Annotated in this window: 11 protein-coding genes and 1 tRNA gene; 4 read left to right on the top strand and 8 right to left on the bottom strand. The window is 57.1% G+C overall.

All coding sequences use genetic code 11. From position 1 onward, the window contains the following. Positions 1 to 85: 85 nt before the first annotated feature. Positions 86 to 1,060 carry an alpha/beta hydrolase family protein gene (locus tag Q0X28_RS03220; protein WP_298576497.1) on the top strand — a complete coding sequence of 325 codons (975 nt, stop codon included), beginning with the start codon at positions 86 to 88 and terminating at the stop codon, positions 1,058 to 1,060. Between the two features lie 170 nt (positions 1,061 to 1,230). Further along, positions 1,231 to 2,529 (top strand): tRNA guanosine(34) transglycosylase Tgt, encoded by a 1,299-nt coding sequence (tgt, locus tag Q0X28_RS03215; protein ID WP_296239430.1) that lies wholly within the window; start codon positions 1,231 to 1,233, stop codon positions 2,527 to 2,529. Between the two features lie 106 nt (positions 2,530 to 2,635). Here tgt and Q0X28_RS03210 read toward each other — a convergent pair whose 3' ends face one another. Continuing rightward, positions 2,636 to 3,274: a queuosine precursor transporter gene (locus Q0X28_RS03210; protein WP_298576678.1), complete on the bottom strand. Its 639-nt coding sequence runs from the start codon at positions 3,272 to 3,274 to the stop codon at positions 2,636 to 2,638. A 309-nt stretch (positions 3,275 to 3,583) separates the two neighbouring features. Here Q0X28_RS03210 and Q0X28_RS03205 point away from each other — a divergent pair, with 309 nt between their 5' ends. Next, complete coding sequence (locus Q0X28_RS03205) at positions 3,584 to 6,073, top strand: TIM-barrel domain-containing protein (protein ID WP_298576494.1); 2,490 nt, start codon at positions 3,584 to 3,586, stop codon at positions 6,071 to 6,073. Between the two features lie 63 nt (positions 6,074 to 6,136). Continuing rightward, positions 6,137 to 6,227, top strand: a tRNA-Ser gene (locus Q0X28_RS03200). A 196-nt stretch (positions 6,228 to 6,423) separates the two neighbouring features. Here the strand turns inward: Q0X28_RS03200 and Q0X28_RS03195 are convergent. Genes Q0X28_RS03195 through Q0X28_RS03165 form a run of 7 tightly spaced genes read right to left on the bottom strand, consistent with a single transcriptional unit; the run spans position 6,424 to position 14,628 of the window. Beyond that, entirely contained in the window at positions 6,424 to 6,984 is a 561-nt protein-coding gene (locus tag Q0X28_RS03195; RefSeq protein WP_298576492.1) for an SLATT domain-containing protein, read from the bottom strand. Then, positions 6,959 to 7,846, bottom strand: a complete 888-nt coding sequence (locus Q0X28_RS03190) for an SMODS domain-containing nucleotidyltransferase (RefSeq protein WP_298576490.1) — start codon at positions 7,844 to 7,846, stop codon at positions 6,959 to 6,961. Before Q0X28_RS03190 ends, Q0X28_RS03195 begins: the two co-directional genes overlap by 26 nt. Next, positions 7,839 to 10,973, bottom strand: a complete 3,135-nt coding sequence (locus tag Q0X28_RS03185) for a type I restriction endonuclease subunit R (RefSeq protein ID WP_298576488.1) — start codon at positions 10,971 to 10,973, stop codon at positions 7,839 to 7,841. Before Q0X28_RS03185 ends, Q0X28_RS03190 begins: the two co-directional genes overlap by 8 nt. Beyond that, positions 10,970 to 11,710, bottom strand: coding sequence for a TIGR02391 family protein (locus Q0X28_RS03180; RefSeq protein ID WP_298576486.1), 741 nt, complete (start codon positions 11,708 to 11,710; stop codon positions 10,970 to 10,972). Before Q0X28_RS03180 ends, Q0X28_RS03185 begins: the two co-directional genes overlap by 4 nt. Further along, the gene (locus Q0X28_RS03175) at positions 11,707 to 12,825 is read right to left on the bottom strand and encodes a restriction endonuclease subunit S (RefSeq protein ID WP_298576484.1); all 1,119 of its coding nucleotides are present in this window, start codon (positions 12,823 to 12,825) and stop codon (positions 11,707 to 11,709) included. Before Q0X28_RS03175 ends, Q0X28_RS03180 begins: the two co-directional genes overlap by 4 nt. Continuing rightward, positions 12,822 to 14,381, bottom strand: a complete 1,560-nt coding sequence (locus Q0X28_RS03170) for a class I SAM-dependent DNA methyltransferase (RefSeq protein WP_298576482.1) — start codon at positions 14,379 to 14,381, stop codon at positions 12,822 to 12,824. Before Q0X28_RS03170 ends, Q0X28_RS03175 begins: the two co-directional genes overlap by 4 nt. Then, a complete protein-coding gene (locus tag Q0X28_RS03165) occupies positions 14,371 to 14,628 on the bottom strand; it encodes a helix-turn-helix transcriptional regulator (RefSeq protein WP_298576480.1) in 258 nt (85 codons plus the stop codon). Before Q0X28_RS03165 ends, Q0X28_RS03170 begins: the two co-directional genes overlap by 11 nt. Positions 14,629 to 14,743: the final 115 nt, after the last annotated feature.

Raw genomic sequence — 14,743 nt, 5'->3', positions numbered from 1 at the left:
ATAATTAGTTGTGGACTCGTCGTTGTAGCTGTGTAGACTAGGTTGGTATTTCCTCACTATCACCATATATAGGAAAGAGAAGCGTATGCGTCGACATTTCGCTAAGACACTGGTCGCAGCGATCACCGCCCTCGCGGTAGGTTTCGGGCTTAACGCCGCTCCTGCAGAGGCAGCCCCCACGGGAAAGCTTGTGAGCAAGCGCTGGATCGGAAACCAGCTCATGGAAGTCAAGGTGTACAGCCCCTCCATGAAGCGCACCATTACCAACCAAGTGATGACCCCTCCGAATATGGGGTGGGCTCCCGTCTTCTACCTCCTCTCCGGCATGTACGGCGGCAACGGCGACCAGTGGTCCCACCCTGCCTCCGGGGCCCGCAAGTTCTTCCGTAATAAGAACGTCTACGTGGTCAACCCCCTCGGTGCTCCGTCCACCTACTACACGGATTGGTATCGTGAGGACCGCACCCTGGGCTACAAGCCGATGTGGGAAACCTACCTCACCCAGGAACTTCCCCCTGCCATTGCGCGCGCTTTCAAGACCACCGGTCGTAACGCCATCGCCGGCTACTCCATGTCCGCCGGCACCGCCCTGGCCTTGCTGGCTCACCACGGTAAGCTCTACGACGCTGGCGCCTCCTACTCCGGCTGCCCCGTCTCCGCGAACCCGCTCAGCCAGCTTGTCATCATGAACTCCATGATTCTCAACACCCCCGGCGTGAACCCGCTGAACGCCTACGCTGGCTTCATCTCCCCCGCCTGGTACCACTACGACCCGGCCCTGCACCTGGACAAGCTGCGCGGTAAGCCGATCTTCCTGTCGGCCTCCCTCGGCAAGCCCAAGATGCCACCGGACGACCACGACATGCGCAAGCAGCCCGACAAGTCCATGGTCGAATTCGGTGCCTATCTGTGCACTGGTCTCTTCCGCGGCATGGCTAACGCTGCTGGCGTCAAGTACGAGTACTTCAACCAGCCCTACGGTGCCCACAGCTTCGGCCAGTTTGGCCAGGCTATGCGCAAGAGCTGGCCGATGATCGCCCGTGCGCTGCACACCCGCTAAGTCGCTCGACCATCGTCCGTCACAACTTCACACCCCCACCGCTCCGTGCTTACCGGCCGCGTCAACTGACTGCGTTAACAGACAGTGCTAACCGACTGCGGTAACCAGCTGTGCTTATCGCGCAAGGCCACAAAGCCGGGGCGGTGGTGTCTCTTATATACAATGTTTGCATGACAGTCGACCAGCAGCCGCGTACCCCCTTCACCCTGGGCACCTACCTCAGCGAACCCACCAGCGGTGAACCCATCACCCGCCGCCGCACAGGGGAACCACTCGGCCGCACCGGCACCATTCACACCCCCCACGGGGACATTCACACCCCCGCCTTCATCCCCGTCGGCACCCGCGCCACCGTCAAAACCCTCACCCCCGAGCAGATCCGCTCCACCGGCGCACAGGCCGTCCTCGGCAACGCCTACCACCTCTACCTCCAACCCGGCCCCGACATTGTGGACGAGGCCGGCGGCATCGCTTCCTTCATGAACTGGGACGGCCCCACCTACACCGACTCCGGCGGCTTCCAGGTTCTTTCCCTCGGCTCCGGCTTCAAAAAAGTGCTGGCCGCCGAATTTGCCGGCACCGACCGCGACGGTGAAGTCCGCAAAGGCAAAGAACGCATGGCCAATGTGGACGACGACGGCGTCACCTTCCGCTCCCACCTCGACGGCTCCCTGCACCGCTTCACCCCCGAAGTGTCCATGCAGATCCAGCACCACCTGGGCGCAGACATCATCTTCGCCTTCGACGAGCTGACGACGCTCCTCAACTCCCGCGGCTATCAGGAGGAGGCCCTGGAACGCACACGCCTGTGGGCGGAACGCTGCCTGGTGGAACACAGCCGCTTGACGGCAGAACGCACCCACCGCCCCCCGCAGGCCCTCTGGGGTGTTATCCAAGGCGCACAATATGAAGACCTCCGCCGGAAAGCCTGCCGCGACCTCCAACAACTCTCCGTCGAATCAGAAGAACGGGGTGGGGTAGGCTTCGGCGGCTTCGGCATCGGCGGTGCCCTCCAGAAGGAAAACCTGGGCACCATTGTGGGCTGGTGCAACCAAGAACTTCCCGAGGACAAGCCGCGCCACCTGCTGGGTATCTCCGAACCGGATGATATTTTTACTGCCGTGGAAAACGGTGCCGACACCTTCGACTGCGTAGCACCCAGCCGGTTGGGCCGCCACGGTGGTGTCTACACCAGAGATGGCCGGATGAACCTGGTGGCCGCCAAGTTCAAGCGGGACTTCCGCCCCATTGACCCGGAGTTGGCCTCCTACACCTCACAGAATTACAGCCGCGCCTACCTGCGCCACCTACTGAAATCGGGGGAGAAGCTGGGCCAAACCCTCTGCACCATCCACAACCTGTTCTTTATTGTGCAGCTGGTGGACGGCATCCGGGAGGCCATGGAGAACGGCACCTACTGGGAGTACAAGGCGGAAGTGCTGGGCCGCTACTACGGCGGTGCCCGTTAGTAGCTGCTCTCTCACGGGCGCGTCGGAGGGAGTGTCGGAGAAGAGAAGGGGAGAGGCTGCTACTGCTGCTACTGCTGCCACTGCTGCCAACGCGCGCGAACGCCCGCTAGCTGGGCAACTCTTCGAGGGCAGCCTGGTAGCTGGGCTCGCGGCGCTTAATCCACTTCACAACCTGATAAGTGAGCGGCATAACGACAATCTCCGCGCAGGTCTTCCACAAGTACCCCACCACCACATAGTTGAGGAAGTCCCGGCCAGTGCTAATGCCAATAGCGGACGCCGCAATACTGCAAAAGATCAGCGTATCCGCCAGTTCTCCCACCATAGTGGAACCAATAAGACGAGCCCACAGGCTCTTCTCCCCAGTGCGCTCCTTGATCTTGACCAGCACCCACGAGTTCATAATCTCCCCCACCAGGTAGCCAGCTAGGCTGGCGCCCAGAATCTGCGGCACCACACCCGCCACCGCCACAAACGCATCCTGGTGTGTGTAGAAACTGGCGGCGGGCAACTCAATGGTGATCCACATGCAGAGGCTCATCAGGATGAGTGCTGCGAACCCCACCCACACCACACGCCGCATAGTGTGGAAACCGTACACCTCGCTGATGACGTCACCCAGCACGTAGGCCAACGGGAACAGGTAGAACGCCCCATCGGTATTGAGGGGGCCCAGCTGTACGCCCTTCGTGCCGGTGAGGGTGGAGATCATCATGACCGCCACAAAAAACACCGCCAGCGGCATCACATAACTACTGGTGGTGCGGGCGAATACGGCTTTAGGTGACGGCGACTCGGGAGACGAGGCATCAGCTGGCGAGGATGCCCGCAGCTCCGGCCCCGCTGCCTGCTCGGAGGCCAAGCCCGGCTCGGGGGACGATGGCGAAGAAGATGGTGTCACCCTGCCATTATCGCCTGCCATCCCGCTTTTAGGGAAAGAACACTATCCCCGGCAGCCCCACCGCGCCCTAAACCTGCAGCACCGAAAGCCGACGACACGCTGTCACCAGCAGTAACGTAACAACTGAACATGCGACTTGTTGGGAGACACATCATGGTGACCTATCATCTCCACCGCCGGTTCCTGACCTGCCTCGCTGCCGCCAGCCTCACCCTGCCGCTGCTCACTGCCACGCCGGCAGCCGCACACTCCGCCACCACCCCACCACAACAACCCTCGGTGGTGGACGGTAACGCCCGCTTCCAAGTCCTCAGCCCCACTCTTATCCGCGTCGAATACGCCGACGGGCAGCGCTTCGAAGACGGCACTACCATCAACGTCCAACACCGACCCCGCATCACCCCCTACACCACTTGGGTGGCCAACGGCATCCGCTACCTCAAAACCAGCCGCATACTGCTCACCTACCAGCAGAAGAGCGGCCGGTTCACACCCCGTAACCTCAGCCTCACCCTCACCACCGGCAGCCGGCGCACCGTCGCCCACCCCTCCTGGAACATCACCGGAGACAACCTGGTCGTTCCCCACAACCAACTAGGCGGATGGCAGCGGGACCTGCGCGCCAACATGGGCCGCATCCCCCTCAAACCGGGGCTCCTCAGCCGGGACGGCTGGCAGCTCGTCGTCGACACCGACACCGCCCTATGGGCACCCGGCAGCTGGCCCCGCGTCCGCAAACATTTCGCACAACAGAGCACTGCCGTAGAAGCCGGCAACCCACGGGCCTTCACCGAAGCCGCAGCCACCCGTCACTTACCCCGCCGCTACGCCTACCAGGACGGATATCTCTTCGGGTATGGGCTCAACTACAAGCAGGGCCTCCGCGACCTGGCTACCCTCACCGGGCCCAGCCCCGTGCTGCCCGAATGGGCCTTCGGTAACTGGTACTCCAACTACTCCGCGTTCACCCAGCAGGACTATGGCCGCATCCTCGGCACCTTCCGCCGCTACGGGGTACCCCTCAGCGTCCTCATCGTCGACACCGATTTCAAATCCCCCAGCCACTGGAACGGCTGGAACTGGAACAAGGAACTCTGGCCCCACCCCGCCCAGGAAGTCTCGTGGCTCCACAACCTGGGCGTAAAACTCGGCTTCAACATCCACGACGGCATCAACCACGACGACCCGAAACTCCCCGGCGTCCAACAGCGCCTCCACCATGGGCTCATCCCCAACGGGCGCGGCCACTGGTGGGACATCACCGGCTTCACCTGGGCCATGGACGTCTCCAAACCCAGCCATGTGCGGGAATTCTTCAACCTCCACAAGGACTTTGAGGCAGCCGGCATGGACTTCTTCTGGCTTGACTACGGCTGCGGTATCCCCCTCGAAGAAGGCCTCCCCACCGAGAAAGGCTACGAAAACACCCTGCCCTCCACTGGCGTCAACGGAGTGACCATTCCCGGCCTCAACGCGGAACAGTGGCAGAGCTACCTGTATGTGCAGCGGCTCCGCGATAAAGGCAAACGCGGGTTCATGCTGGCCCGCCAACGCGGCCAGTGGGCAGAGCGCCGCAACACTGTGCACTTCACTGGGGACACATGGGCCTCCTGGACCACCCTCCGCTTCGAGTCCGAGTTCACCGCCGCCGAAGCGGCCGCCCTAGGCCTGCCCTACGTGTCGCACGATATTGGCGGCCACAAAGGGAAGACTCTGCCGGATGACCTCTATGTGCGGTGGACCCAGTTCGGAGTATTCCAGCCCATCAACCGCCCTCACGGGGACCACGCTGCCCGCCTCCCCTGGGAGTATTCCCCCCAAGCGCGCCGGGCCGGGGTGAAGTTCCTGAAACTGCGGGAAGAACTGGTGCCCTATCTGTATGACCTTGCTTGGGAGGCACACCTCGCGGGCATTCCCCTGGTGCGGCCTCTCTACCTGGAGTACCCGCAGGACCCTGCCGCCTACACCCACCCGGACCAGTACATGCTGGGGGAGGATGTGCTAGTGGCCCCGGTGAGTATCCCGGGCAAGCGCACTACCCAGCAGGTGTATTTCCCGGCGGGCCGCTGGGTGGACTACTTCACCGGCACTACCTACCAGGGGCCGGGGATGCACCGGGTGACGACCACCTGGGACACCATGCCGGTGTTCCTGCGGGAGGGCGGCATGCTACGCACCTCGGGTGGCCAGGCTTCCCAGGACGGGAAGAATTGGCTGCGGTCCGATAAGAGCATTGTGGGTGTGCGGGTGAATGCGTCCACCCCAGGTGTGGATCGGCGGGTTGTTCACTATCAGGATGATGGGCAGTCGTTGGCGTATACCCGCGGCCAGGTGTTGCGGACTCCTCTGCGGGTGGTGACGGTGCCGAATCCGCGGGCTGCGTCGGGCGTGTCCGCCGAGTTCCGTATTGGGCCGTCTACCGGCGGCTACCAGGGGATGCCAAGCCGGTTCACGTACCGGGTGGAGCTGCAGGTGCCGGAGGCGAGTTCGGTGCGGGTGAATGGGCGGGTGGTGCGCCGTGGTTCACCGCAGCAGTATCAGCAGGATCCCGCCCACTTTTACTGGTATGACGCACTGCGGGGTGTGGTGCATGTGCAGGTGGCGGTGACGGGTTCTGGGGGTGGGTTGGTGCAGGTGTCGTAGCGCCGTCCCTGCTGTTGGGAACGTATTTTGGCGAAGAGACAACCTTTAGGTAAACTTCTTCCCGGAGGATTCGCCTAGTGGCCTATGGCGCTCGCCTGGAACGCGGGTTGGGGTTTATAGCCCCTCGCGGGTTCAAATCCCGCATCCTCCGCCAGTCAGGAAGATCCCCAGTTTTCACAACTGGGGATCTTTTCATCTATGTGATTCTGGCTCTTACTGTGTGGCCCTATTGTTCTGTGTTATCGCGATTTAGTTTGGCTTGAGGGCGTCATTCGGTAGTGGAGGAGAGTATCCCTAACCGACATGGGATGCGATTTGTTCCTTGCGTTGGTGAGTTCAGCGTGAGGGGGTTATTTCTGAAGGGCCTCCGGTAAAAGCCTGTTGAGTTCTTCTCTGGTGAACTCTTTCAGTCCGTCCTCTTTCAAACGTTTTTGGGCGATACTGAAACTCTTATCGTCTGTGCGTTCCACGTTGCAGTAGGTCTCAGCGGTCTCTGCGATCAGCGCGTCACGACGCTTCCGAGCTTCAGCGAGGTCAAGTTCCGGGAAATCAACCAGAAGGGATAAGTACTTTCGTATGAGAAGCCACAGTTGATCACCAGCTTTACGGTGTAGTGCAGCCTTAGCTCCGATTTCGAGACGGAAGCTGTATGAGTTGAGGAACAGTAGAAGGAAGGTAATAACCGCAGTGATGGAGGTTATCCAAATCTGCTGGGTAAAGAACACTCCTACCAGTCCAGCGGTTGAAAGTGCGGATAGCACAATTTGAGCCACTTTGATACGGTGTTCGGTTCGAGTGAGCCGTGTGCGTTGCTCTTCTTGTGCAGCGTGGGAGTAGACCACGTTACCGTATTCGTTCTCAATTTGTGAGTAGAGTACGTCGCGTTCATGCTGCTGGGAATTTGTCACCATAAATCGACCTCCATATCTGCGCCGATTCTGAATCGTCGCAATAAATGGCATTATGGCTGAGACGTGCATAGTATTCCAGGAGCGCAAGCTCCTTCTTGTTGAGAGATACCTCGATGTGCCTATGACTCCCTGGAGCTTCTATCCGCCCGTTATGGTTGAATTGATTAACCCAATAGGCGAAGAAGTCGCGAGTGTGAAGGTCAAAGTACCAGAAGGGCTCCTCATCGCTATACTCACTGGTCTGCCAGTATTTGTATGCCATGGCATCAAGGGCCTGGCCTGGTAACTTCAAGCTCTCGGCATTCCACGCTCGCAGCATTCTGCATAGCTTCTTTAACCCGCCAGGCTTATTCCGTGACAGTTCAGCGAAAGCTTGAGACTCTAGTTTTGGCTGCATCTGCGGCCAGCTACCGCCTTTATGAGTGTTGGGATAGATGAATGTCGTCTCGTCTTTAGTAAAGATTGGGACGACCTCAAAACTAACACCGTCGGAAAAGTCGACGACGACTACCTGCCCATCACCCCGTAGCCTTGTTGTTGGATACGTTTTCTGGAGACTGTTCTTGACTTGCTGAAGAAGATCTGATGGCCTATTTTGACCAAAAACAGTTGACCACCAGTACCTCTCATACAGGTCATTGGGGAGTTCGAAGTGTATATCGATGTCGCTCGTAGAGATTGCTGTACCTCGTCCGTATGAGCCCGCATACCACGAGTGTTGCTCTTCTGAGCCGATCCCCCAAAAGTCTTTGTTAAGGCTCCACGTGATCCTCCGATAACGCTGTTGCACTGAATCCACGGTGCTTGGCGACATGCGCAGCCTCGCTTCGAATTGACGAAAGAGCGAATTCACATCAGTCATCGAAGCTATCCTCGCTTGCAAGGTGCTCAGCTTGCTCGATGATGAGCTTTACCGCTTCTTCTTGCTTGTCGGGTGGGTACTTGTATTTCGCGAGGAGTCGTTTGATTCGTGATCTCATGCGGGCTCGTACGGACTCTTTCAGTGTCCAGTCAATGGTGGCTGAACGGCGGACGGTATCGACGAGCTCGTGGGCGATGGTTTTGAGTGTTTCATCGCCCATTTCCATTATGGCGGAGTCGTTTTTGATGATTGCGTCGTAGAATGCCACCTCCGCGTCTGTGAGCCCGAGTTCTGCCGCGCGTTGTTGGTTTTCGCGCATTTCTTTGGCGAGTGCTACGAGTTCAGAGATGATCTCTGCGGTGGTCAGCGAACGATTCGTGTATCGGTTGACGGCGTCGGTGAGCATCTCGGAGAACTTGCGTGACTGGACGAGGTTCTTTCGCTGCAAGGTGCGGATTTGGTCGTTGAGCAGGCGGCGTAGCAGCCCGAGTTGTAGGTTGGGTTTCCCGCTCTTTCCGATGGAATCCAAAAACTCATCGGATAGCAGGGATAGTTCTGGACGTTCCATTCCCACGAACTGGTAGATATCAACAACTTGATCAGCTGTGACCGATTCGTTGACCAACTGTGCGAGCACAGAATCAATGTTTCCGGTTCCGACTCGGCTCTCACCAGCATCAGGGTTGAGGATCTTCAGTGCGGCCGCCCGCACGTCGGTGAACAGTCGGACATCATCACGGATTGCTTCTGCCTCTGGGCGGGATGCCACGAGTGCATAGGCTTTGGCTAAGGCGAGTACTTGGTCGTTGTACCGTTTGGTGATGTCGTCATCCGAGAGGACGAAGTCCAGTACGGTCGCATACTGTGAAAGTCGCTGCGAAGCAGGCAAGGCTGGCGATGAGTCGTATGTGACGGTGTGCAAGATGCCTTTGATGATGTCGTACTTTTCTTGCATCACACCCACGAGCTCGTCGATGGGGACGCCGGCCTGTTCACGATCCGAGGGCGAGTAGACGGCCAGCGCGGTTTGTAGTGACTGGAACAGCCCAATGTAGTCAACGATCAGCCCGCCTGGTTTATCTTTAAAGCGGCGGTTGACTCGTGCAATGGCCTGCATCAAGCCTGCGCCTTGCATTGGCTTGTCCACGTACATGGTGTGCAGGGATGGTGCGTCGAAACCGGTTAGCCACATGTCACGTACGATCACGATTTCTAGCTCATCGTCTGGGTTTTTTGCTCGTAGTTTGAGATCGCGGCGTTCGTCTTTCGAGTGAATATGGGGCTGGAAGTTGGCTGGGTCAGCAGCCGATCCTGTCATGACGACTTTGATCTTGCCCTTGTCTAAATCATCGCTATGCCACTCGGGACGTAGTGCGACGATCTTTTCGTACAGTTCGACGGCGATGCGGCGGCTCATGGTGACGATCATGGCTTTGCCGCGCATCGCCGCGCGGCGTTCTTCCCAATGGTTAACGATGTCTGCAGCCACCGTATCAATCCGGGACTCAGCACCAACCAACGCTTCTAGCTGGGACCACTTTGTTTTAGCTCGCTCTGAAGAATCGAGAGAGTCACCTTCACTGGCCTGTTCAATTACGTCATCAATAGTGGCCAGGGAATCGTCAGCCAGCTGGATCTTGGCAAGGCGTGACTCGTAGTAAATCTTGACTGTCGCACCGTCTTCAACCGCGCGCGTGAGGTCATAGACGTCAACGTAATCACCGAAGACCGCGCGGGTCGAGCGGTCATTGGACTCGATTGGGGTGCCTGTAAATCCTAGGAACGTAGCGTTCGGTAGCGCGTCACGCATGTGCTTGGCCAGACCTGCTTTGAGTCGGCCTTGCGAATCCAGAGTTTCCGAGAACCCATACTGGGAGCGGTGGGCCTCGTCTGCGACAACGACGACGTTGCGCCGATCAGTGAGTACCGGGTTCGTGTCTCCATCCTCACCGGGAGCAAACTTGTGGATCGTGGTGAAAATGATCCCACCGGATGCGCGGGTCAGCAGTGAACGCAGTTCGTCTCGTCCTTCTGCTTGTATGGGTGTTTCGGGCAGAATTCGCGCTGGGGCGAACACCTCCCCGAACAGTTGATCGTCCAGGTCGTTGCGGTCGGTGATGAACACCAGCGTCGGGTTCGCCATCCGTGGGTCACGCATCAGCTTGGCCGCATAAAACACCATCTCGAAACTCTTGCCCGAGCCTTGGGTGTGCCATACCACGCCACCACGACGATCACCGTCAGGCCCAGAGGCGCGAATAGTTGACTCAACCGCCGCATTGACCGCCCAATACTGGTGATACTTTGCCACTCGTTTGATGAGTGCACGGCGGCGCTGACCAGAGGCCTCATCCATGACAGGTTCGTCAGAAAACACGACAAAGTTGCGCACAATATCCAAGAACCGTTCTGGAGCGAAAACGCCCTTGAGCAGTACCTCCAATGCGGGGCGGTTCGTGATTACATCGCGCCCGTCGATGGTCTTCCATGGTGCGTAATGTTCAAATCCGCCGGTGAAGGAACTCATTGCGGCGGCGGTGCCATCTGAAATCACTGTCACCACGTTGGGCACAAACACCGAGGGGATCTGGGAGCGATAGGTCTGGATTTGGTTCCAGGCGTGCCGCATGGTCGCGTGCTCATTGGCAGGGTTCTTCAGCTCCAACAAACCAACTGGAAGGCCGTTTAAGAATACGAGCACATCAGGTCGGCGATTATGGCCATTTTCAACGATGGTGAATTGGTTGAGCGCCAGCCAATCATTATTACGTGGACGATCGAAATCAACCAGCCGCAATAGCACAGTAGCAGGCTGGCCATCAGCGGCCTTCGTCTCAACTGGCACACCATTAACCATCAGGTCATGCAGGCGCTGGTTTTCGAGCACTGTGTCTTGTGACTCGGCACGCTGAATCCGCTTGAGAGCTTCACCAACCATCATTGGTGACGCGTCTGGGTTCAGACGCGATAAGGCCGACGTAACTCGATCCCACAACGTCACATCCGACGGTGAATCACGCACGGAACCAACCGCAGCGTCCACCGGTGCGTAACCAGTGCAGTAACCCAACTCTGCGAAATATTCCAGCGCAGCAAGTTCTACAGTGTTTTCATCAAATGCGCTCATGATGCAACCTCCACTGTCGAATCATCAACCCATCGTGCCAACACGCTTAGTGCTGCTAAGTACTCAAGCGCCTGTTGCTCAGACATTTCTTGCTCAGCCTCATGAGCAAGAGGATTACGGATACCAGCGAACACGCCCTCTGCAAACATGCGTGCGCCACGCTGCACTGATTTGAAAGTCTTACCCCCATTATCAAACATACGATGCAAGCGGGGGCTATTTATAGCAGGAGGTTGTTCACTAAAAGCCTGATTGAAAAGGTCTGTCTCTGAAAGATCACGGCGTCCCAACTTATTTTGAGTTTCCGCATTCAGTTTGCGAATAGCACCTTCCACGGCTTCACGGAAATGTCCAGATTGCCACAATGACGAAGCGCCGCCCCATATCCAAGGATGTAGCTTTGCAGCCGATAGTTCAGGAGCATCATCGCCGAGATTTACGTGGATCTCTTCTTCGCGTTCAAGCTCTACTTCCGCTCGTATAGCAGCTTCACGATGCCGCGTCCAACGGTTACGCTTATCTAACTCAATTTCGGTACGCCACCTAGGGATCACCCGATCCAGTATTTTCTCGACGACTTGAGCTTGCTTAGCCACGTCTTCGTCTCGTGCAATAGTGCTTGAAGTAGTGGCAATGCAAGTAATGCCATTACCGCTGAAGCTATCATTTCTGAGGACCGTCATTTCGACGAATTTGTCGAGCTCTCCTATTGCCCACTCGACATTAAGTCCAGTCATTTGGAAACCTCTTCAACGGGCACACGAATCCGACCTGACATCAACCCGGGCAGTAGAACGCCTCGCAGTTCTTCAAGACGTTCGTTTTCCACACGAAGAGTGTCGGTTTTTCTGAGTAACGCGAGGACTGTTTGCTTTAACTGTTCAGGTGCTTTAATGAAATCGGGTACTTCAATTGAAAGAGCGTCATCAGGCCGGACTCGTTGATGACTTCCAGATGTACCAGTGACACGCTGGGGCAATTCTTCACGGAAAGCGGAGGAGCGAACGGCCAACCACGTTGCAGCAAGCTCAAGTTCTCTCTCCGCTGTCAGAATGAGAAACTCCGTTGATGCTAGGCCTTGTACACGAGAGTCCGTGCTTGCCCACCAAATTCGTTCGATACGCGGGTTGAGTCGTGAAATGAGTATTGCATTGCGCGGTACCAGCAGCTTGGAACTACGAATGGTTGAAGCAGAAACTCTTTCCGGTCTGCCTCCTTCGTCAAATGCAGGAAGGCTGAAATGGTCAACGGGAGCATCTCCCAAGCGTGTTGGATTTATAGATTGCTTGACTGGGCAGGCAATGCTGTTCAAAGGAACCAACTGAAGTTTTTCTCCGAATAGCTCAGACAAGGAATCGATGATTTCCAGAATCGTAGAGATCAATCGCAGGTTAGATTCGATTTTGCCGTCAAGAGTGCCCAACGTCGCCGCAATCGACCGCTGCTCGGTAAGAGAGGGCACCTCTATTGGGATTGAAAGGAGAGCTCTTTGGTTGAGCTTGGGTTGCGTTGATCCCGTGATAAAGCCTGAGATGTCCATACTTTGAAGGAGGTAGCACAAGAATCTCGTATCATTCTCCGCATTTCCACGTAGCACGTGAGCGTGATTATTGACCCAAAACTTGCCGTCTGCGAGAAAAGCAATCGGCAATTTCCTCGTTCTTAGGTTTTCTCCATCCTCAGCTACCAAAAGATGTGGGCCTTCAAAAATGTAGTCGTCTGTGTAATCGACAACACCCGAGGCGCCATAGTACGGGAACGGGCCAGCGACCCTGTCTCTCTTGGCGACCGGGCGACGTAAAGAGTCATAGACCTCTACGCAAGAACCTAAATTTTTAATTGTTTGGATCATGAGAGCCTGCCAAGCCTTACATGGATCTCCTGCTCAAGTTCCCGCCCTCGCTCAAATTCTGCGAAAAGTTCTTTGGTAAGTCGCTCGATTTTCTCCTCGATGGGTTCGCCGTCACTCTCGGCTTCAGGCACGCCCACATAGCGACCAGGGGTGAGCACGTAATCGTTGGCGACAATATCGGTTTGGCTGGCTACTTTGCAGAATCCAATCTTATCGGCGTATTGCGCGTAGTCGGCATGAGAGCGCCACGTGTTATAGGTATCCGCAATCTTAGCGATGTCGGTGTCGGTGAGTTCTCGGCGGGCGCGAGTGACCATGGTGCCGAGCTGGCGGGCGTCGATGAACAACACTTCACCGGTTCGCGTGCGATGCCCATTATCGTTGCGATCCTTGGCGAGGAACCACAAGCTCGCCGGAATTGGAGTGTTGAGGAACAGTTTGCCAGGCAGTGCGACGATGCAGTCAACCAGATCGGCCTCCACGAGTTTCTTTCGAATATCAGGGTCACTGCCATCTGAGGACGAGAGCGCACCGTTCGCCATAACAAAGCCAGCAGTGCCTTTTGGTGCGAGGTGGTAGAGGAAGTGTTGGATCCAGGCGTAGTTGGCGTTACCCTCGCGCGGGGTGCCGTACACCCAACGGGGGTCGTCAACGAGAGATTCGTCCCAATAGTCGGAGATATTGAAGGGTGGGTTAGCGATAATGAAATCTGCGCGCAGATCGGGGTGCAGGTCTTCGGTGAAGGAGTCTGCCGATTTTGCGCCAAGATCGGCATCAATGCCGCGCAGGGCGAGATTCATCTTCGCCAGCTTCCACGTCGTGTTGGTGAATTCCTGGCCATAAATCGATAGCTGGTTACGGTTACCCCCGTGGGCATCGACGAACTTGGCGGACTGCACAAACATGCCCCCGCTGCCACAGCATGGATCCAGCACGCGCCCTTCGAACGGCTGCAGCATTTCCACCAGTGTTTGCACCACTGAGCGCGGGGTATAGAACGCTCCGCCTTCCTTGCCGGTTTCTTTACCTGCGAATTGGCCGAGGAAGTATTCATAGACGGAGCCGAGCACGTCGTCAGAACCATGATCGGCGTCCGATCCGAACCCAATCGTGCCGATCAGGTCAACCAGCTCACCGAGACGTTTCTTATCGAGCCCTTCACGGCCGTAGTTGCGGGGAAGAACACCTCGCAGCGTTGGGTTCTCGCGTTCGATTAGCTGCATCGCTTCATCAATGAGCTGGCCGATCTCTGGCTGCTTGGCTTGATCTTGTAGCGTGTGCCAGCGTGCCCCTTCGGGTACCCAGAACACGTTGTGGCCCGCGTATTCGTCGCGGTCTTCGAGGAAATCGTTGAACTGGGCCTCGTCGATGCCGTCTTCGCGTAACTCTTTTATGAGCGTTGAGCGGCGTTCCTCGAAACGGTCAGAGACGTATTTGAGGAACACTAGACCTAACACGACGTGCTTGTATTCCGAGGGTTCCTGATTGCCACGGAGCTTGTCGGCCGCTTCCCACAGTGTCTGCTCGAGTGTTTTGTTGGTTTTCTTAGCGGCCATTCGATTCTCCTTGTAGGGCTGGGGTCGTGTGCTCGTTTGTATCGTCAGTCGGGATAGTTTCGAGGATGTCGAACAGGTCGCAGTCGAGAGTGTCGCAGATCTTAATCAGGACATCTGTGGTGATGTTCTCGTCTTTGCCTAGCTTGGCGATAGATCCGGCGCTGATCTTGGCGGCGGCTTGGAGGTCCTGTTTTTTCATGTTCTTGTCGATAAGTAGCTTCCACAGCGGTTTATAGCTGATCTTCATCGCGCGCCTTCCTCCTGCTTGGGGGTGGTGCTGGGTTCTTGCTCCATGCCCATCCGTAGCAGTAGTGGGAGTGGCAGTGGCAGTGAGCTAACCTAGTAGACCATCAACATCTCTG

Origin of the sequence: uncultured Lawsonella sp. (genome assembly GCF_947252745.1) — a bacterium.
In the GTDB taxonomy this organism is placed as follows: Bacteria; Actinomycetota; Actinomycetes; order Mycobacteriales; family Mycobacteriaceae; genus Lawsonella.
The sequence above is the reverse complement of the archived record's forward strand: the minus strand, read 5'-3'. Positions and strand labels throughout refer to the sequence as shown.

Bases quoted from the DNA above. Each gene is read 5' to 3' on its own strand.
- Q0X28_RS03220 (WP_298576497.1), top strand. From the start codon at position 86: ATGCGTCGACATTTCGCTAAGACACTGGTCGCAGCGATCACCGCCCTC.
- tgt (WP_296239430.1), top strand. From the start codon at position 1,231: ATGACAGTCGACCAGCAGCCGCGTACCCCCTTCACCCTGGGCACCTAC.
- Q0X28_RS03210 (WP_298576678.1), bottom strand. From the start codon at position 3,274: ATGCCGCTGGCGGTGTTTTTTGTGGCGGTCATGATGATCTCCACCCTC.
- Q0X28_RS03205 (WP_298576494.1), top strand. From the start codon at position 3,584: ATGGTGACCTATCATCTCCACCGCCGGTTCCTGACCTGCCTCGCTGCC.
- Q0X28_RS03195 (WP_298576492.1), bottom strand. From the start codon at position 6,984: ATGGTGACAAATTCCCAGCAGCATGAACGCGACGTACTCTACTCACAA.
- Q0X28_RS03190 (WP_298576490.1), bottom strand. From the start codon at position 7,846: ATGACTGATGTGAATTCGCTCTTTCGTCAATTCGAAGCGAGGCTGCGC.
- Q0X28_RS03185 (WP_298576488.1), bottom strand. From the start codon at position 10,973: ATGAGCGCATTTGATGAAAACACTGTAGAACTTGCTGCGCTGGAATAT.
- Q0X28_RS03180 (WP_298576486.1), bottom strand. From the start codon at position 11,710: ATGACTGGACTTAATGTCGAGTGGGCAATAGGAGAGCTCGACAAATTC.
- Q0X28_RS03175 (WP_298576484.1), bottom strand. From the start codon at position 12,825: ATGATCCAAACAATTAAAAATTTAGGTTCTTGCGTAGAGGTCTATGAC.
- Q0X28_RS03170 (WP_298576482.1), bottom strand. From the start codon at position 14,381: ATGGCCGCTAAGAAAACCAACAAAACACTCGAGCAGACACTGTGGGAA.
- Q0X28_RS03165 (WP_298576480.1), bottom strand. From the start codon at position 14,628: ATGAAGATCAGCTATAAACCGCTGTGGAAGCTACTTATCGACAAGAAC.